The 20732-nt window shown below is 40.3% G+C and carries 11 protein-coding genes; all 11 read right to left on the reverse strand.

Features of this window, described 5'->3' with window-relative positions; translation table 11 throughout:
* Positions 1-996: 996 nt before the first annotated feature.
* Positions 997-5103 (reverse strand): hybrid sensor histidine kinase/response regulator, encoded by a 4107-nt coding sequence (locus tag CA265_11210; GenBank protein ID ARS40190.1) that lies wholly within the window; start codon positions 5101-5103, stop codon positions 997-999.
* 292 nt (positions 5104-5395) lie between these two features.
* Entirely contained in the window at positions 5396-8080 is a 2685-nt protein-coding gene (locus CA265_11215; GenBank protein ARS42963.1) for a heparinase, read from the reverse strand.
* A gap of 200 nt (positions 8081-8280) precedes the next feature.
* The gene (locus CA265_11220) at positions 8281-9648 is read right to left on the reverse strand and encodes a sulfatase (protein ARS40191.1); all 1368 of its coding nucleotides are present in this window, start codon (positions 9646-9648) and stop codon (positions 8281-8283) included.
* A gap of 176 nt (positions 9649-9824) precedes the next feature.
* Positions 9825-11150 (reverse strand): sulfatase, encoded by a 1326-nt coding sequence (locus CA265_11225; protein ARS40192.1) that lies wholly within the window; start codon positions 11148-11150, stop codon positions 9825-9827.
* Positions 11151-11180: 30 nt separating this feature from the next.
* Positions 11181-12698, reverse strand: a complete 1518-nt coding sequence (locus tag CA265_11230; protein ID ARS40193.1) for a hypothetical protein — start codon at positions 12696-12698, stop codon at positions 11181-11183.
* Between the two features lie 75 nt (positions 12699-12773).
* Entirely contained in the window at positions 12774-13601 is an 828-nt protein-coding gene (locus CA265_11235; protein ARS40194.1) for an ATP-binding protein, read from the reverse strand.
* Positions 13602-13624: 23 nt separating this feature from the next.
* The gene (locus CA265_11240; protein ARS40195.1) at positions 13625-16387 is read right to left on the reverse strand and encodes a hypothetical protein; all 2763 of its coding nucleotides are present in this window, start codon (positions 16385-16387) and stop codon (positions 13625-13627) included.
* Positions 16388-16587: 200 nt separating this feature from the next.
* Complete coding sequence (locus tag CA265_11245) at positions 16588-17280, reverse strand: hypothetical protein (protein ID ARS42964.1); 693 nt, start codon at positions 17278-17280, stop codon at positions 16588-16590.
* A gap of 70 nt (positions 17281-17350) precedes the next feature.
* Positions 17351-18202, reverse strand: coding sequence for a hypothetical protein (locus CA265_11250; protein ARS40196.1), 852 nt, complete (start codon positions 18200-18202; stop codon positions 17351-17353).
* Positions 18203-18409: 207 nt separating this feature from the next.
* The gene (locus tag CA265_11255; GenBank protein ID ARS40197.1) at positions 18410-19480 is read right to left on the reverse strand and encodes a hypothetical protein; all 1071 of its coding nucleotides are present in this window, start codon (positions 19478-19480) and stop codon (positions 18410-18412) included.
* Between the two features lie 41 nt (positions 19481-19521).
* The gene (locus CA265_11260; GenBank protein ARS40198.1) at positions 19522-20721 is read right to left on the reverse strand and encodes a glucuronyl hydrolase; all 1200 of its coding nucleotides are present in this window, start codon (positions 20719-20721) and stop codon (positions 19522-19524) included.
* Positions 20722-20732 lie beyond the last annotated feature (11 nt).

The following is a 20732-nucleotide window of genomic DNA, read 5'->3' on the forward strand; positions in this document are numbered from 1 at the left end:
ATATGCAGTGAATCCCGAAAAACACAAATCAACAATACAAAGTGATTTCAAAAAGATGGACAGGTAAATATTTAAAAATCAGATTATTACAATTTTTAAAAATCTAAAATGAACAGATTTATTCCTTCAAAATTCTCCGGTATTAATTTTTTGTTAATGAAATAGCATTTTTTAAGAGCAGTTTATAAAGCAGAAAATCTTCAATCGAGTTGACTTTTACATTTTGAGTGCGTTTGTAATAAGGCTACTACAACATTTACGTGCTAATTTTTATTGTTCTGGGTGCTAGTCGGCTACAGCTGATGCAAAAGAGCTGAAAATTTTAGAGGTGTTATGGCCTTCAAATTATTAAATTGCCGTGAATATGGTTTTAATAATAGGTATCGCAGGAATAGATCGCTAGCCTAACAAGATCGTTAAGCATAGCTATTGAGCTTTTCAAGAGCAGATTTAGTTCTTTACAAATCATATGCTTGTATCATCTCAATGCTATTAAATTAAGCCATAGTTTAGAGATATTTTTTTCCGCTCTATGCCGCGGGGGCATGGTACTTTGGAGCGCCAAAGTACCCAAAGCGCTTTGTCAATCCAGCAATGTGGCTCCTCACCATCCACGCTCATCAAAAAAACAGCAGCACTTTGTTTTGTGTTCAATTCCCCTGAAAGCTTTAAATCAGCGATATGAACACAAAACCACTGCGTTTAAGGTTTGGTAGTACCATTTGTTCTAATCTGCAACTGTTTTTTTGATTTTTCTGCCACTTGGGATTGACGGCGTTCTTCGGTAACACCCTTACTTTATCAAAGTTGCTTAGCAAAATGCATAAAAACCCAAATTAAAACATGTGGCCAAATGATAGGACTCTTAGCAATAAAGCACACACTAATAGCGATCGTTGTAAGATGTTTAGTTGGTCTGAAAAAGCCTGTCATCTGATAATTATCGGATGATACCACTCAACCTATCGCTGCACCAAAAATTCGCTGTCATCTATCCTAACGCTCCATTTCATCTTCTCTGGCTAAGTATTCGCTGGGCATACACCCGTAATACTGTTTAAATGCAGTCGAAAAATAAGAAGGAGAATTAAATCCACACATATAGGTAATTTGCGCGATGGTGTATCGTTTGCTCTGCATCAGTTCAACTGCTTTACTAAATCTGATTCTTTTAATAAAATCGGTTGCCGATTCGCCGGTTATTGCTTTAAATTTAAGGTATAAATTGGAACGGCTCATACCAATTTCCCGGCTAAATTTATCTACTGAAAAATCAGAATCGGCCAGGTACTTTTCTACAATCGCTATGGCTTCTTTCAAAAACTCTTCATCTAATGTATTAAATGCTAAATTTTGAGGAACGACCTCTTTACTTCCGCCATAATATTCTTTTAACCGTTTGCGCGATTTTAACAGACTGGCAATTTTAGCGCCAAGCATCTCCACAGAAAATGGTTTGGTAATATAATCATCCGCACCCATTTCTAAACCCTTAATTTGCTGGTTTACTTCTGTTTTAGCGGTTAGCAGGATCACCGGAATATGGGAAGTATTAATATTTTGTTTCAGCCTTTTACAAAAATGCAGTCCATCCAGCTCGGGCATCATCACATCACTGACAATCAAATCAAACTGCTCGTTCTCTAAAATATCCAATGCCATTTTACCATCAAAAGCTATTGTAATTTCATAACTTTCTTTAAAATAATCTTGCAGGTAGTCTAAAATTTCTTTGTTATCATCAACCAAAAGCAGTTTACTTCTTTGTCCGTCGTTTTCATTAAGACCTATTGTTAAAGATTGATCGGCGTACATCAGGTTATTTTCGGCTATAGCCTCTTCTTCGGGTACGATCGAAAGCTCGTAACGCATATTTTCGGTTTTTACATCCTCCTGGTAAACGGCATCTGCCATCGGGATGGAAACTGTAAATTTACTGCCCCTGCCAAGTTCGCTTTCTGCTTTAATCGATCCGTGATGAAGTTCTATCAGTCTTTTGGTAAAGGCTAAACCCACGCCCGAACCTAAATTCATTTCCTGGTTATTCACCTGATAAAAGCGATCGAAAACCTTTGCAATATCATCTTCTGAAATACCCACGCCCGTATCGGTAACGGTGATAATGGCAAAATTATCCTGCGTAGATAGTTCAACACTGATTTTATTATGTGCACCGGTATATTTAAATGCGTTTGATAAGAGGTTGAACAATATTTTCTCCATTGCATCATTATCAAAATAGAAAGATAATTTTGCTTCGCTTGAATGGTAGGTATATTGTACCTGATTTTTATCCGATAGTGGTTTAAATGATTCGTAAACCTCATGGATAAAACTTACGATATCACTTTTGCTAACCTTTAGCTTTCTGGTACCGGTTTCTGTTTTTCTAAATTCGAATAACTGGTCAACAAGGTTGTACAAACGTTTAGCATTGATCAACATCATTTCATGCCGTTTCGTAATCACTTTATCCGTTGAAGGCTTTTTAATCAACTCTTCTAACGGCGCCAGGATAAGCGTAAGCGGCGTTCTTAACTCGTGCGATACATTGGTAAAAAAGTCCATTTTCACCTGGTTGATATAACGTACCTTTTCTTTATCAATCCGTTCTAGTTTAAGCTGGTGTAAGGCCTTAATTCTTTGATCAATAATCCTGTATGCAATATAACTGGCGCCTACGAGGTCGATAAAAACAAACAGATAAAACCAGGTAGCATTATACCATGGTGGTGATATGATGATTTTCAAGGTCCTTACTGCACTGGCTTCACCATTTGGCCCTACTGCTTTAATTAAAAAGTTATAGCTGCCTGCCCTCAGGTTGTTGTAGGTTATTTTTAAATCTTCGGTATGTTGCCAGTCTTTATCAAAACCATCTAATTTATACAGGTATTTGGTCCTGTTGGCCGAGATATAATTGAAGGTATTGAAATGGATGGTAAATTGTTTATACTCTGCCGCAAATTCGAGTTGAGTGCTTTGATCGATATGGTTCTCGAGTATTTTGGTTTCATCGCCACTGGTTACACTGTTATTAAACACCTCGAGGCCTGTAAAAGTTAATTTTAAAGGTAAGGGTTGTTGTTTAATACTCGATGGGTAGAAATAAGAAAGCCCTTTAATCCCGCCAAATAATAACATGCCATCACTGGCTTTACAAAAAGCATAATCGTTAAACTGGTTGTTCTGTAAGCCATCAGTTTCATCAAAGGCTTGCGAAGTTTTCGCTTCAGGGTTGTAACGGATGAGCCCCCTGTTGGTAGAAACCCAGATATTGCCTTCATTATCGGGCTGCAAACCATAAATGGTGCCTTTTATAAAGTCTTTCCGGTTTTTATAGGTCACAAACGATTGCTGGTTCTCATCATATAAAATCAGTCCTTCTCTCGATCCAATCCATATCCTCCCCTTCTTATCTTCTGTAATACAACTAATTACATCATCGCGAAGCTGATTATTGAGATCATTACCAAATAACATATTATCCGGATAAAATAGCGTAACGCCATTGGTGGTACCAATCCATATCCGATGTTTACTATCTTCAAAAAGGTAGGTAATATCATCTGAACTGGGCCTTTTCCCTGCCTTGTCTAAATGAATATGTGTAAAAGTCTGACTTTGGGGATTAAACTGATCTAAGCCCGAGCGTGTTCCGATCCAGATCCGGTTTTTATAATCTTTCAATATGCCATAAACCAGATCGCCTGCTATACTATTCGGATCATTTTCGCTATGGCGGTACCGCTTTACATTACCGGTATTCGGATTTAAGATATTTAATCCACCGTTGTGCATGCCCACCAAAAGGTTCTGATCATTATCAAAAGCGATGGCTTTGATGTTATTTGCACTTAAACTGTTGGCATTGTTCTCGTTATTGGAAAAATAACTAATGTTATTGGTGGCCCTGTTCCAATAATTCAGGCCCTTATCATTCGTCCCGATCCAGAAATTACCTTTCGAATCTTCTTTAATAGCACTTACTACTTCATCATTTAACGATAACCTACCTGTATTCTGGCTGAGCAGGTTAAATTTGATATCGTTTTTATGATAATAGTTAATCCCGCCGTAAAAAGTACCCAGCCAGATCCCGTTTTGTTTATCTTTAAAAAAACAGCGCACCGAATTCTGACTGATGGTATAAGGTTGAGAAATCTGGTGGTAATAATTCTCTAAAGTGTTGGTATTGAGGTCGAAAATAGTCAGTCCCTTAAAAGTACCCAGCCAGATATTTCCATCGGTATCTTTCCCAACACAGCGGATATTGTTATCGGCAATGCTCTTACCCCCCGGCGAGTGCATGAAAACTTTCTTTTCTCCGGTTTCGAAATGGTATTGAATCAGGCCATCCCCTTCGGTGGCTACCCAAAAAACATCTCCATCAATATATACATCGTTAATGGCGGGTTTATCGGTTCCCAGATCAATTTTTACCAGTTTATTTTTCGGACCGGTCATTTTAAAAAGGCCAACTTCGGTACCGATTAAAATGTTTTGTTTCCAGCTTCCAACATATACCACCCTTTTAATGCCTGTGTTAAAAGAGTCGTAATTAACCTGCTTAAACTGCGATTCGCCCGCAGTCAGCTTAAAAACACCCCCAACGACAGAGGTAGCCCAGATATTATGTTGTGGATCTTCAGTAATAGAGGAAACATACCATTCGCCTAAACTACGGGGCAGTTTGTAATTGGTAAAACTATCAGTAGCATAATTGTAACGGCTTACACCCTGATTGCCACCTACCCACAAACTTCCGGTATGATCGATAAAAAGGGTACGCGTATAATAAGACTGTACACTTTTCGGATCTGACTTAACGGGGCGGTAAACTTTAAAGCCTTTACTATCGTAGCGGTTAAGCCCGTCTTGTGTTCCTATCCATATGAAACCTAAAGTATCTTGTTTAATGGCAAATACCGTGCTTTGTGATAAACCTTTTTCGACAGAAATATTTCTAAAATGCCGGCCGTTTATTTGTGCATGAAGTTTAGAAAAAACACATAAAACAAGTATTGCGGTTAACAGATACCGGCCGAAACCCGGTAACCGTTTAGCTAACTTCCTACGATCTAAAATATCTCTCTGCAACATTGTACCTGGCCTTTTATTTGGATTTGGAGCCTCAAGTTAACAATTTCTTAATAAAACTTGAGTAGCGATAAAGCTAAATTGGTTAAAAAACAGACATTAATGCAAGTGATGCTGCCAGAGGCACCATACAACAACCTTAATTAATGCCAAATCAGCAATACATCCATAGGTATGATGTTGTTTAACTGGTTTTTACAAAAAAATAATACTACATAAAGTTTAGCTTAAGTAAACAGCTGCATCGGGTCATATTTTAGTGCATGTAGCTGTATTTTATTTTCATATTGAACTGTTATTTTGATTCGGGATCGAACTTAACCACATCCGGCAGTTCATCCACTACTTCTTGTTTGTTCATTTGAGCACCCTTCATTTCCAATAATAAACTGCTGTTCTTAATTTGAGTACGATAGGCTTTATTGCGATACACAACAGGCAGGTTTCCGTAATTAAACAAGGACGCTAATTGTTTATCAAAAACCTGCAGGGCAGCGGTTTTATTTCCATCCAGTTGTGCCTGTATATCCCAGTTGCCAACTTTTAAATGAGTCAGGCCATTCACAGCTGTAATGGTTTTAATTACCTCCGGTTTTCCGTCTTTAATTTGTATAATGGTTAAGTACCTGAATTTTTGGGCCGGTAAAGAGGTGATACCGGCATGCCATTGGTTCGTGTATTCAATCAATTTTCCATCAGCGTCAGTAAGTTTGTTCCAGTTTAAAGGCTGTTCGTAAAACTGATCGTGTACATTCATTTTTAAGGCGCTGTTGGCAAATATACTGGCCGTTACGTTGCCCACATCGTTTGTTACGGTAAAATTTTGCTGGTTGGCTTTGCCGCTTTGATCCGCCTTGATGGTATAATACGGGGTATGGAACTGTGTTGTCCATTTTACAGGCTTATCAGCTTCCAGCTCATCATAGAGCACAATATAACCGCCATCTAACTGCAACATATGCCTGCGGTATAAGGTTACACCACTTTCGCCGTAACCATTGGCTTTGCCTGGTTTGAGGTTGATTTGCTCAAACCGGTTTAACCAAAATTCGCTTTTAATATCGCCATAGGCATTGCTGGCATCGCCCAAAGCGTACTGAATGTGATGGCCGGAAATGGCACGGGGTATCCAGCCATAACCTTCTTCGCCCAGTTTTTGGTTCAGGCTATCGGCCAGAATGGTATTATAAGATTTTGTTGAACGGTAGTTAAGCAAATTATGCTTGTCGCTGAAATTGCTGTAATATCCGGCGCCGCCGAAAATAATTTTGCCCTTATAATTAATGGTAAAGGCATTTTGCGAGGCATGGCCGTGGCCTGAAGAACCAAAGGGATTGCTCAACAAAAAGCTGCTTAAACTTTTATCGGGATTTGCCAAATCCTGGTACATCGCGACCACGCCTACATCAGCAAATTTGCGGGTTTTGGGTAAATTTGCTGGCGAGGTTACCTGCAATTTCCGATCAGGCTTATAATTCAGCAATCGGTATAAAAGATATTCGTCAGTACCGGTAAAATATTTGGGATTGCGTTTCTTAGCTTCGTCAACATACCAGTTTAAATAAGGATTATCAATCTTGAAAGTTAGTGCATCGGTAAACCAGGCCTGCCCCCTGCCACCAGTTGGGTATTTCTCCCACATATCGCCGGTGGCCGTATTACCAGCCCCCACCGGATTGGTGTATAACATATAATAGGGCAGGTTTTGCATCCATGGCAGGTTAAAATAATTTACACCACTAAAATCGCCAAACATTTGCGACAGATAAATAATAGACCTGAAGTTTACCATAAAATAGCCATTAGCCTCATGCCAGCCCCCATCGGTAGTGCCTAAAACCGGAAATCTTGCTGTCCAAACTTCGTACAGGTAAGTTAACCATTCTTTGGCTTCGGGTACATCGTTTATTACGGCTACGGTAGCAATGGCGAGGTTGGCCATCGTAATTTGCCATACGTGGTTGTCACTTACATGAAGTTCGAAACGATTGGGCAAATGATCGTACACCAGTTTTGCACGTATGGTAATGGCCTTCTTAAACATTTCTTTTTCCTGTGGGCTTAAGAAATCATAACCCGCGTCGTAAAACCAGCCCAAAGCTTCCAGCACCACACCATTGTTAAAATCGCTACCCGTGGCCGGGGCATTGGGATCCATATTGATGATGTTCAAAGCCCTGCGTTTGGCATCCAGAATAAAACGTTTGTCTTTACTTAACTGATAAGCAATACACAGATTGCTGATCGGTTTACCTACAAAATCGCCAAAACCATGATACATGCGGGTTTCGAGTATTTTTTTCTCTATTGTACTTTTATCTGCAGTATCGATTACCCGCATTGGTTTTTCGGCAGGCAGCGGTGCATCCATCAGCCTTGTGGCAAAAACGATAAACTTTTTGGCCTCGGGATTCTGGAGGTTATTTTTATAAAAATCTTCACCTATGCGATGCATGCCCCACAGTAAGGGATGCTGGCCTTCATTGCGTTTTAAGACCTCAGTGATTGGCGGCGCCACCTTTTGATTGGCATATTTGGCATCAACCACAAAATGATAAACCGGCGACCAGATCCATTTATCACTTCCTTTTAAAGCATAGCTGTATTTCCAGAACCATTGACCAGGTTTTAAGGCCTGATGTAAAGGATAAACTGCCCAACGCTGCTCGGCACCGGTAATTACATTGTTTTTAAAATCTTTATCAGTGGCCAGCACAACTTTATAGCGCACATTGCCAATGGCTGGATCTTCGGGTACTTCACTCCCGCTCTCCATGGGGGTAACTATATTTTTGCCATTGGTGGCCGGCCACATCAAGGCAGGCGCATTGGTAGGAACGGTAATTCCGTTTACCGGATAAGGCCATTCTCGGACACGGGCGTGCAGTTTTTCTGCTGTTAATTTAATAACTGCAGGCCTCTGCTGAGCAAAAGAGCTTAGTGAAAATAGGGATAAGATGAGGATGATTATTTTTTTCATCAGTTCTGCTGCTGCGTTTAATGTTTTATTCTTTTTTATTTGGCGTGCCCCTGCGGGTCGGGCTATTCGCTGCAAGTCCTCGCTACGCTGTGGGCTTTCCGCTGCTATCCCTGCCCGACAACCTCCTTTACGTCCCATGCGTCAGGCGGCCTCACGCAAATCATTTACGGCAAAGTGCTGGTCATCAAAACGGAGAAAACCTATAAACCTGCCGTAAACTTATCACCGTTTGTTTTGCACCATTGTTTTAAATAGGCACGCATAGCCATTAATTTCTTTTTGTAAGCTGTATTTTTTACCAGGTTGCTCATTTCTCCGGGATCTTTGCTCAAATCAAACAACTGTTCTTTGATTTCGCCTTGATTATAAACGATGTACTTAAAATCTTTGGTGATTACCGCTCTGCCATTAATTCCCAAAAGCTGATCATTATCGGCAAAATCAGTTTCTATGACCAAAGTATCACGTAAATTCTTCTCAGGATTTGTTAATCGTTTACTGATATCTACACCTTTTAAATCAGCTGGTTTTTGCACACCGGTTAGGCCACAAATGGTCGGAATGATATCTGTACCGTTACACACCAACATATCGTCGGTACGGCTCTTTATAGAACCATCCATTTTGGCAATGATAAAAGGTATTTTAGCTGCTTCTTCGTATAAAATCTGTTTTTGGTTCCAGCTGTGGCCAGCATAACCATCGCCGTGGTCGGCGGTAAAAATGATGATCGTGTTTTTCTCTACGCCATATTTTTTAAGCGAAGCCATCACCATTTCAATGTATTTATCTACTTTTTCGACCAAACGGTTGTAGGCCCAGCGATACTGGCGCCATTTTTCCGGCGAATAATTTACCGAAGGATAGGTCCGCAGGCCGACCGTTTTTTGTAGTTCGCGGAGTACTTTCGGCTCATCATCCGGAATTTTCCAGTTGGCAGGTAGTTGCGGGCACTGATCAGGCGATGGAGCGTTTTCCAATACATCCATTTTCAATTCTTCATCCCTTGCCCATTCACAGATATCGTGTGGATTTAAAAACGAGGCTACCAGCAGAAATGGATTGTTTTTGTTTTCTTTGATAAAACTGGCGCAAAAGGAAGGCGTTGCAGCATCGTTGTAATCTAAAAAATTAGTATTCTGGATGTATTCGAAACCATGTTGTTTTATCTTTTTGGTAGGAATTGGCAGGTGCCACTTCCCTACGTAACCTGTTTTATAACCTCCGTTCTGAAAAATCTTACCCATGGTCAACAGGCTATCGGCCCATAAGCCGTCTTTTTCAGGCGAATTACCCACAAAACCTGTTTCGAAAGGCATTTTACCACTAAAAATAGCCGTGCGCGAAGGTGTACACAATGGCTGTGCGCAATAGGCTTTGGTAAAACGAACCCCGTTTTTTGCCAGTTTATCCATGGCTGGGGTATGCAGATCTTTATTACCGGCAATACTCATCGCATCAGCAGTTTGCTGATCGGTCATGATGATGAGGATATTGGGTTTACTGGTGCTTTGGGCGTTGGCTACTGCAGCTAAAAAAAACAACAGGCTAAGGATGTTATATTTCATTTCTCGAATCGTTTCTGATAACGAATTTAGCTATACCTGTGCAAAATGGGTTTAGAATATGGTTAAAATAAATGCAGTTTTGATGAAAAAGGCCAGTTGCCGATTGAAAAACAGGTTTAAAACCTTTAACAACCGGCCCCTTTCATATTTGTTACAAAGCTTTATAACACGATTAATTATCCCGGATACTGACCAAACAATTTAATCAGGTGTGCTTGCTGCACTTTGTAGGCTGGTTTATCAAATAGGTTTACCCTTTCTGCCGGATCTTCTGAAAGGTTATACAATTCATTCAGTTTCTTGCCGTCTTTTTCAGTTACCCTTAATTTCCATTCGCCATCTTTAACGCCCTCTAAAACACGGTTTACATAATAAATAGGTTGATGTGGCTTATTGTAATTTTTAATGCTTAATAAGTTTTTTACCGATTCGCCATCTAAAGTATAATTCGGCAATTTTGCACCTGTCCAATCGGCAATGGTTGGCAGCATATCAATATTAGATAATGGTGTTCTGATCACAGCGTTTGTCAAGGTATGGCCTTTATAATAAACGATAAAAGGTACACGATGTCCGGCTTCGTAAGAAATGCCTTTCGAACCTCTGAAGATACCTGCAGTGCCGATATGATAGGGCTGAGTAATTCCATCTTCGAACATTCTTTCCGGTGCATTTAGCCATGGTCCGTTATCGCTGGTAAAAATGAAAATGGTATGATTAGCCTGTCCGTTTTTTTCAAGCGTTTGCCAAAGTTTGGCCATCGACTCATCCATATCTTCTATTACGTTACCTAATGCCCCGCCGGCAGAATGCAAACCATTCTTTTTTGCTGCCAAACCCACCGGCAAATGCGGCATATTGTACGTAAGGTATAGAAAAAACGGTTTTTTTTGAGCGGCTGATTCGTTAACAAACCTGATGCTTTCTTTGGTGTATAATCCTGTTAACGTGGTATCTTCAGGTTTATAAATTTCTGGTCGTGTGTTTCTGAAAATTTTGATTACGGTATCTGTTTTTACATAGGGCGCACGGTAATCATGACTGTATAACATGCCGTAAAATAAATCAAAACCTTGTTGGTTAGGTAAATATTCACCATGATCGCCCATATGCCATTTCCCGATTACTGCCGTTTTATAACCTGCAGGTTTCAGCATTTCAGCAATAGTTACTTCTCCTGCCTTTAGTCCGGGCGCTTCACCTGGTCCTACCGGCCAAACCAAATTGGTACGGGTACAATATCTTCCGGTAATTAACGAAGCACGCGATGGTGAACAAGTAGGTGATGTGGTGACAAAATTGGTGGCTAAAACCCCTTTTTTTGCCATACCGTCCAAAAACGGTGTATTGATTAACGGGCTGCCATAACATGAAATGTCGCTATAGCCCATATCATCGGTCAGGACTATTATTACATTGGGTTTCTGCTGCGAATATGCAGATGAGCATACCAACAGAATACCTGCTACAAATGTTTTTCTAAGTATTTTAATTATTATCATTATTTAGTTTTATCTTTTCTTATTCGTTTTTTATTCAAATACCACTACTACTGCTGTGCGTGCGGGTACGTTAACTACAGTGGTATTAGCGCCTACGGCATACTGTTCTCCGGCACCAGCTGAAAAAGTACCACTGGCACTAACGGTAGCGCCTCCAAAAGTAATTCCTGTTTTTGCAGCAATTGAAGCTGCTGTAAGCCGATAGAGTGTCATTTGTGTTGCAGCGTTGCTAAGGTTTACTGTGTACGATAAATCAGATTGATCTCTGTTCACCATCGTAACATAAGTTTTTCCGTTTTTGGTACAGGCATATGCAGTACACAACTTGCCGTTAGCAGTTAGCGTAGCTGGCAATATTTGGCTTCCACTACCTCCGCCATATTTAAAGGCGAGCATGGCATAATAAGTTGGACGCGGTACTATGGCTCCATTTGTTCTTGCTATAGGTGTATAGTTTGATGTGGCGCTGCCGTGAAAATCAACTCCGCGTCCATTATTGACAGCAACCTGCCACATAAAATCCAAAGCCCATAATGCCGAACCAAAAGCATCGCTAATGCCTGCTACGCCACCTTTAGACACGCTGCCACATTCCGTAATACGGTAAGGAAGGCTGTATGAGGTGGCAAGTGTATTGATTTTACCCAATTGTACGGGCGTGGTTTTATAGGTTTTTATAGAAGTAATGGAATCAAAAACTGATTCGGGATCGGTTGCTACAATAGGTGAATAACCGTTGCCATAGTAATGGCCTGAAAGTAATTTGATATCTGCATGGAGATTATCGGCAAATGGCTTTGAAAAAACAGAGATACTATTGGTCATCTTGCTTACGTCAGGCCCTGCCAGCGGGGCAAGGGGTAAACGGTTGCGTACCGAATCGCGGTAAACGCTCCAGTCGGCCATATAACCATTTACATCATAACCTGGGGGGCGAAGACCGCTTTCACTGAGACTTGCCGGTTCATTGCCAAATTGTAATGCATATAAGTTTGTACCTAATGCGTTCGATACATATACTGCTTCTTTTGCATTAAGCGAAGGATTGTAATGCCCCATATTTAAGCCAAATATGAGCTTCCATCCACCGGTAGCACTGACAAATGCGGCCAATTGATTTATATCGGTTGTAGTGAGCGAATCGATACCTGTATTGCTATAGCGAGGGCCACTTGTCCATATGGTTTCGTCACTTGAGCCTCCGCCTATACGTATTACTCCGTTTGCCCCTAAGTTCTGAATCATCTGTAAAAGCACGGCATTATCTGCTCTTAAAAACGAGGGATCGCGGGCAATATAATTGGTTTCGTAACTCAGTCCGGCAAAATTATCAGCTATTGTAAAACCCGGCTGTGTCTGGTTAATGGATACTGATACCGCCTGACCATTGGCTACAGGAGGTGGTGGCAGCGTAGAAAGTATAGACTGCTGTACTCCAGCTAATTTTTCTGGTGCTAATTCAGGGCTTTTTTGACAAGCGGATAATGCAATTAGAACGATACCCAAATACAAAAAGATACCATTTGAAGGTTTAATCATGCTGTTCATAACTGATCATTTCAGGGATTAAAGATTTTCTACAGGATTGTCATTACTTTTTTTAGCGAAATACGACCGGTAATTTTACTGGAACTGGTAAGCCATCACCCTGTTGTGGTTAAACGTTGGAATATATAACATACCTGTTTGTTTATCATAACCTAAATCGGCAGTATTCATCTGACCTTGTACATCCAGCATTTTTTTTATCTCACCATTGGCTTTTACGTGGTAGATTAGTCCGGCCCAACAGGTAACCAAAAAATCGCCGTTTTTCAACTGTTCTAAACCATCACCTGCCTTTTCAAAACCTTTGGCTACAACAACTATTTTCTTTTGTTTATCAATTTTCCATAGCTCGGTATTGGCCAATACAAAAAGGTTTGAATTCACCCATTTTAAGCCATTGGCATTTGGTACATTTTGGAGATAAAGTTCAGCTCGCCCATTTTTTACACAATAGATTTTATTGGTGCGGGTATCTGAAACATATACCGTACCTTTTTCATCTACGGTTACATCATTAAGGAAAACGGCACTGTCGATTTCTAACTTATTAATGATTTTACCGCTGGTTATATCTATACTTACCAATGCCGTTAAATCGGCCACAAAAAGTGTGTTTCGATACCGGGCCAGGCCTTTGGGGGCGTTTAAATTTTCTACCCATTTCGCATTGATGATGGTGCCGTCGGTATGGAGCATAGCTACCCCGCCTTTACCATCCTTAACATTTCCTGCCCCATCAATCAGACTTACATAGAGCTTTTTCTCTTTTGCACTATAGAGTACAGATTCTGGCACGGCCAGTGGCTTACTTTCCCAAAGAGGTTTTGAAAGCTCCTGGGCTTTGACAGTTGTAATGCTAAGGGAAATCAGCACTAATGAGCGAAGCATATTTTTACGGGTCATATTCTGATAAAGTTTGATATCTGTTACTTATCTGCAACCATCATAGGGTAACGATCTATTGATTCCTGTAAACCATTTTTGTTTACCAATATGGTGCTCAACGAAAATTTACGACCCTGTGCTTTTGTCGCACCATTTGATCGGCCATACAATAAATATTCGCCGGTTGACTTGTTTTCGATCTCTAACCTGGCTTCCTGCTCCGGGTTTAGTTGCCCATTGATTACATAATCGCCAATTACAATATTTCCATTCGCATCTGGCTGTACTTTTTTGAACGATAAAGTATTACTTTCATCTATTTGTATCACGGCTAAAAAACGCATCTGCTTTGCTTTACCGGTGTTTTCTACCTTGTACTGAAATTGCTGTTTCTCAAATTTCTTAGCCGGCCGGCCTCTTTGGGGATTCAACCAATCGAAAGGTTTAACAAAAGAGCTATCTATCAAACTTTTTGCCATGGGCAGACTGCCAAAAACATTTACTGATGCATCGCCGTTATCAGTATGGGCAATTAAAGATTGGTCTTTAGGATTTAACGACATATTGGCCCGTTGCAAACCATTGAGCTGGAAAGCCCAGGTTACTGGTTTTTGTGCTGCTAAGTCGTCATAAACCACTACAATATTGGGACGTAAAAGCACCAGGTGCCTACGGAATTTGCTTACTTTAGGATCGTCATCATCGTTCATAATGAAGCCGTTTTCAGCCGTATAAGCATTGGCATTTTTAAGTACAGTAATCCAGTTCAGGGCTGTCGAATCCATCTTTTTATAGGCGTTAGTCGCATCGCCCATTACGTAACTTATGCTTTCACCATCTAAATATCGTGGTAACCAGCCATAATCGCTTTGCGCATAACCCTGTGTTTTGCCATCAACGGTAATGGTGTTGCGAGCGCGGCTATGTTTTTGTGCCAGCAGGTAATGTTTATCCTGCGTGGTAATGCGGTAACCCGTTGGATAAAACAGCGGTTTGCCTTTGTAAACGATATTAAAGCTATTTTGCTCGGCCATACCATGCGAGCCCACGCCAAAAGGTGAACTATAAAACGACAGGAACAAATTCTTTTTGGCGTTGAGCACATCGGTATTCATAACGGCGATACCACTTTGCGGAAAAATTGCCGACTGTGGAATATCTTTCCAGTTTAAGGGCGCTATTTTTTTAGGCTGATGTTGCAGGCGATATTCTGAGAAATCGGTATTCTTAAACTGATAAACACTATCTAACGACTGGTTGGAAATTTTATAGGCATAATTAATGGCAAAGGCATTGTTTTGCTCCTGCCCGAGGATGTAGGCAAATCCGGTTCGTAACCTGTTCAGCTGAGCCCATTCTTCACTTCCATCTGCAAAACCATCTCCGGCAGATTTAATGGGAACAGTATAAGCCAAAGCGTTGGCACAATTTACATAATAAGGATGGCTGAAAGTATTTACCTTGAACAAATCTTTGTATAATAAAAAACTGCCCACCATCGATTCCATATTCACATGCATATAGCCCATATTGCCGTTAGCCCAAACACCATCGGCCAGAAATCCGCCACCAGGTGATCGCGAAAGGCCAATATTGTACAACATATTGAACCAAACATCTGCTTCGGACAGATGATTTTTCATCACCATAGCCGTAATAAACACATCGTGAAAGATGTGCTGAAAAAAATGTTCAGCCACCAGGCCATCGGCAGCGCCGATATTTTCCCTTAAAGCCTCACCTATTATTAATTTGGCCACAGGGGTGATAAAATTTTCATATTGTTTTTTATCACCTGCCGGAATTTTGTCATTGGCGATATCATAGGCCATTGCCAGCGTAGCCATCGACATTGAAGCAGAGAAATCGGCCATTTCATACATTTCTACACCATTTAAAGAAACAATATGTTTTGCAAATAACAGTGCATGATTTAAATATTTATCACTGTGCGTAACCTCATAAGCCATCAACAAATTTTGGATATCGGCACATATGCCTTCCACTTCATAACGTAAACGGAATCTTAAAATCTGTTCTTTTTCTTCAGGTTTAGCTGTGGCCGGAATTTCCTCTCCCTTTACCTTATATGAGGCTATGTTTTTAGCCAAAGTCGCGTCAGCTTTGCTGATGTATTGTGCCATCAGCTGGCCTTGATCAGCAGTTGGGTTTTTGAGGTTTAAAGGCTTAAAAATACGTGGGTGTTGTGCAGGAATCATTTGCATGGCTACATCTTCTTTCGGCGATTCGAATTTTGGTACGCCGGGCAAAATATCAATTTCATAAACCGGCGACCATTGTTTACCCGCTACACGATAACGCCAATACCAGGTTCCGGGTGCCAGCGCTTTGTGGTTATTGTAAAATGGCATCCGCAAGCCATTTGCCGTAATGGTTTCTTTGCCAGATAAATTTTTGCTTTGCCCCAATTGAAAATCGTAGCGCAGATATTCATCTAATTTTTTGTCGCTTGGCGGAGGGGGGAAAACCTTGTACTGCTCATAATCGCCCATTGGCCAGGTAAATACCGGCGGATTGGCAATTAAGGTATGTCCTTTTGTAGGATAAGGAAATTCCCTGTTGCCTTGTTGCCGAATGGCATTCAGGCCTAATGTTTTAATACCAGTGCCAGTACCGGTTTCATTCTTTTTTACTTTGTAGGCATCGGCAAATTGGTAGAAACCTTTAAAAAGTTGTGCTACGCCATTTTGTGCAAAAGCAGTTTGCACCGATAAAAATAACGCCATTAATAAGGCAAATTTCATTGTTACTTTCTGTGCAGAACGATGATATGATTTAAACATTGCTTGTGGGATATGGTTAATTGTAATGCAATTTAGGCAGATGGATTTCGGGAATGTTTAGGATATGTTTAAACTAGTTTTAAGTTTGATGAAATATGGCAGTAGCAGACCTGTTGGAAGATGTTTGGTCATTTCACTTTGATAAGCCGACAAATTTCACGAGATTTTGGGTGTTTCAGTCTTCAATAACAGGTAGTTTGCTAATCAATTGCATAAATTTTCAAATTCCTGATTTCCTGTCTGGATTGCAAACTCCTGAAACCAAAATATCCTGATGTGAGTGGCGCCGGGTCCGTATAATTAAAAAATAACTCGCCATTTACCCAAAAGCTCGAAGTGCCGTTTTTTACAATCGTTTTAATGTGATACACTTTTTCGGCCTCCAGCAAGTGTCCCAGATCAGTATATTCTTTTATAACCGGTTTTGAGCCAGCCAGGTATTTCCTGAAACGGGTTGTGGTATTGTTCCATCCACCCATCCCCACATAATATAAAGAGAGGTTGTCATATTCGTCAAATTTGCCACGGCGGGTAAATAGGGTATCATTTTTAGGATCAGTAGCCATCCAAAACTGGTTCAGATCGCTCACGCGGTCGTTACAGCCCTTTTCCATACGCAGCACCCGATCATACTCTATTTGCAGGTTACCACTTAGTTTTTTGTTGAGCCAAACCGTTACGCCTCCCCAGGTATCTAAAACCATCGCATTTTTGTAAGTGTAAACCGTAGAGGTATGGCCCGGAATATTATCTATTTCAGCAATCCAGGTGTTACAATCTAATGGTTTGGAAAAATCAGACTGGAAGATGAGTTTCTTTTTCACCTGGGCATTAACAGTAGTTGAAGCAGCCAATAACAAGGACAGTATGATGAGGTGTATTTTTTTTATCATTTGCATTTCTAAAATCGATATTATCTGTATTCAAAATGTTTCAGGCATTAAGCAAGCAAACGATCATTCATTATGGAAGATCGTAAACCTTTATATTATCGTATTCGGCAATGGCGCAAGGCATTAACCTGAATCCCCAGGCTCCACCTCCCAATGGTTCATGATCTGTGTAGGTAAAAACAATTTTTCCATCAACGATATAGCTGATTTCTCCACCTGTTTTTTTTATTTCGCAGTGATAAGTTTTATCTGGATTTTTAGAAATTACATCTTCTCCCTCGTACAATAGTTTGCGGCCCGGAGCCTTGCGGAGGTTCGCCGTTTTGCGGTTAGGCTCGAAGAAAGACAAACGATAATTATTCATTTGTCCGGCCATCATTTCGGTAGACAATCCGTATCGCCGGGGAAATGTTTTATCGAAAATGCTTTTCCCGTTTGTACCTAAAGTAGAAAAAACAACCATATGTAATGGTACCGGGTACAAAGCTTTAAAATCGAATTCAATTGAAAAGTTTTTACCGGTTGGAAATTTTTTATTCCAGAAATTAAAACTTCCTCCTAAAAACTGTGGCTGGTTGCCGGCAGTACCTTCTTTCTCATTAACGGTAGCATAATAGCGTGAAATTTCATCACCATACTGCTGCTTCATGGCATTTTCTACAACCTGCTGGTATTCCTTTGCATCATTCTTTTTTGAGATTTTACCTTCATCCATTAATTTTTTAAGCAAAGGGAAATAAGTGGGTTCAAGGATTAGTTTTCCGTCCCTGATGTATCCCTTGCCTTCGCCTTCTGTAACCCAGTCTTTTAATTCTGCTTTGTTGCTAAAATTGTAACTGCAGCGCAAAGTTTTTTCTTTCGGACTTTGCGCAAAAGAAAGTGATGGAATAATAAAGCTGGCAATAAGCAGTATGTTTTTCATTTAAATTATATTTTGTTTCGGCGGATGGAGATACCACCGATGGAACAATGCTGTTTTTTTTGGTATTTTGCTTGCGTGAGGGATAGTAGTGGAAATCCTTTTGGTGAGGTACGAACAAAAAGATTGCAGCGAATAGCCCGACCCTTGCGTAGCTTGGGGCACGCCCAAATCTTTTTGATTACCAATATCCCTCCACCGCTATCCGGTTTATTTCTTAATTATTTCTGTAAAACCACAATGCTCTACGGTAAAACCACCTTTAAAGGGTTTGTAAATTCCGTATTTAAAGTACGGCCCCAACTCATCATTTTTGCCAATGTTCACGTTTTTGATATCGCAAAGCACTTTATCGTCCATCCACATTTTGATGTATCCTTTTTCTAAAATCTGATCTGCTGTTTTACTGTATTTACTATATTTTATTTCCATTTTAAAATGAACCCATTGATTAATGGGCACCGAACTGGTCGGTTCAGAAAAGGCCAAAAACCCGGTTTTACCCTTCTCGCCAATTTCCTTTCCCACCGCTACCTTGCCAGGATATGGCCTTGTTCTGGTTTCGCTGTCTGATACACGCTCCGCGCTACCTCTGGCCATTAAATATAAATATGGCGGACGATAGCTCATTTCGGCAATCGGACCTCCTGCAGCGGCATCAACCCGCCATCCGTTTGGCTTTTTTGTGGCTTTACTTTTACCGATGTGCAAATCGAAATACATGGTATCTAACATCGCCCTCATTTCTTTGATACTCACCTTAATTTGCTCACCTTTCGGGTTTACCAATAGTGTTCTGTCCGGACGACCATGGATTTGGGCGATAATTCCCCCCTTATCCTTCGCTTCTGCTTCAGGAAATCTGGTATACCAATCGTATACGACAACATCGCCGTAATTGCCATGAAACGAATTGATATAGGCTTCACCAATTTCCGACAATTCTTTGATGTCATCATCTGAATAATCCTTTAGGTTTTCCTTAGTGCCAAAGGTGGAAGATAGTTCGATCCTATTGGCCTCGCCGGTACAACTAAATTTATAAACGACATTGCCTTTGTACAGGTTTTTACGATCTTCTGTAATACTGCCATTGGGTTCTTTATCACCAATGGGGATGAATTTATGGTCCAAAATCTGATTTGGGGTAGGAATACTTTTTTGTTCGCTTAATCTCCAATCTATTTTCCGAATACCATCCGTATTATTGGTTTGTGCATAGCCACTTATTACACAAAGTGTACTGCACAAGGTTAGTGAAAAATTTTTTATCAGGTTCATATGTTCTGGTTATGTTGATTTTAATTTCTGCAGGTCTACTTCTATTTATTTTCAAATTTTTTCTTTAGCTGCTGATACTTCAAAAGGGCTTCTAAAAAATAGTAATCGGCATAAATAAGTCCTGCATCTAATTCAGAGTTTTTTAAATAATTTCCGGTAGCATGGTTTAATAGAAAAATGCCTTTTTTGCTTTCATTTAAATAAGCCGCACTGGCCAAACTGGTTAAGATCTTTTCTCCCGCTTTAAAATATTTTTCTGCGTTTTCTGGTGATACGTCTGCTAATTTCATCAAACCCGATGCCAGTAAAGCACCTGCCGAAGCATCGCGCATGGCTGGATATTTTGGCGCACGATAATCCCAGTAAGGCACCATATCTTTTGGCATATTTTTGTTATTCAAAATGTAAGACGCAATACCATCGGCTTGGTTTAAATACTCTTTTTTACCGGTTAACTGGTACATAAAGCTAAAGCCATACAATCCCCAGCTTTGTCCACGGCTCCACGATGCAGTGGCAGGATCGTTATTGCCATTGTTCCAGTCGCGTTTACGCATTTTTCCGGTTTGAGGATCGTAATCTACCACATGTGAGCAACTAAAATCTGCCCGGTACTGGTTCTTCATCGTCGTGTTAGCGTGGTTGATGGCCACCTGATAATAAACACTGTCGCCTGTAAACTCGGTGCCTTTTAACAGCAGTTCGAGGTTCATCATGTTATCAATAATTACCGGGAATTTCCAATCTTTGGCTGGATCCGGATTCCATGACATTAGCGATTTTACTGTTGAGTTGTACCGTTTAATTGCTGTTTTGGATGCTTCGATAATTACCGCCTTGTATTTCGGATTTTTAGTTAAGCGATAACCGTTGCCATAACTGCAATAAATCATAAAACCGATGTCGTGATCGCCATCAAAATATTTATTGTTTTCAACCAGTGCAGTAGCATATTCAGCTTTTTTAAGGATATCTTGATCCTTTGTAAACGCATAGGTTAACCACAAATTACCAGGATAAAAACCACTTGTCCAATCGCCAATGGGCTGAAAACCTTTTTGGGTAGAGCGTGGCAATTTTCCGGTTTGCTGTACCGTTTTAAAAGCATTGTTCAAATACACTTTTTCAAGTGCAAATATCGACGCAATTTTTTTGTCGCTTAACTGGGCACTAACATTTAGTGCCGCGAACATGGCAACTGCGCCAATTGTTATTTTTTTTAAATATGTTTTAGTATTCATTTTTACTATTT

It is taken from the genome of Sphingobacteriaceae bacterium GW460-11-11-14-LB5, assembly GCA_002151545.1.
Lineage (GTDB): Bacteria > Bacteroidota > Bacteroidia > Sphingobacteriales > Sphingobacteriaceae > Pedobacter.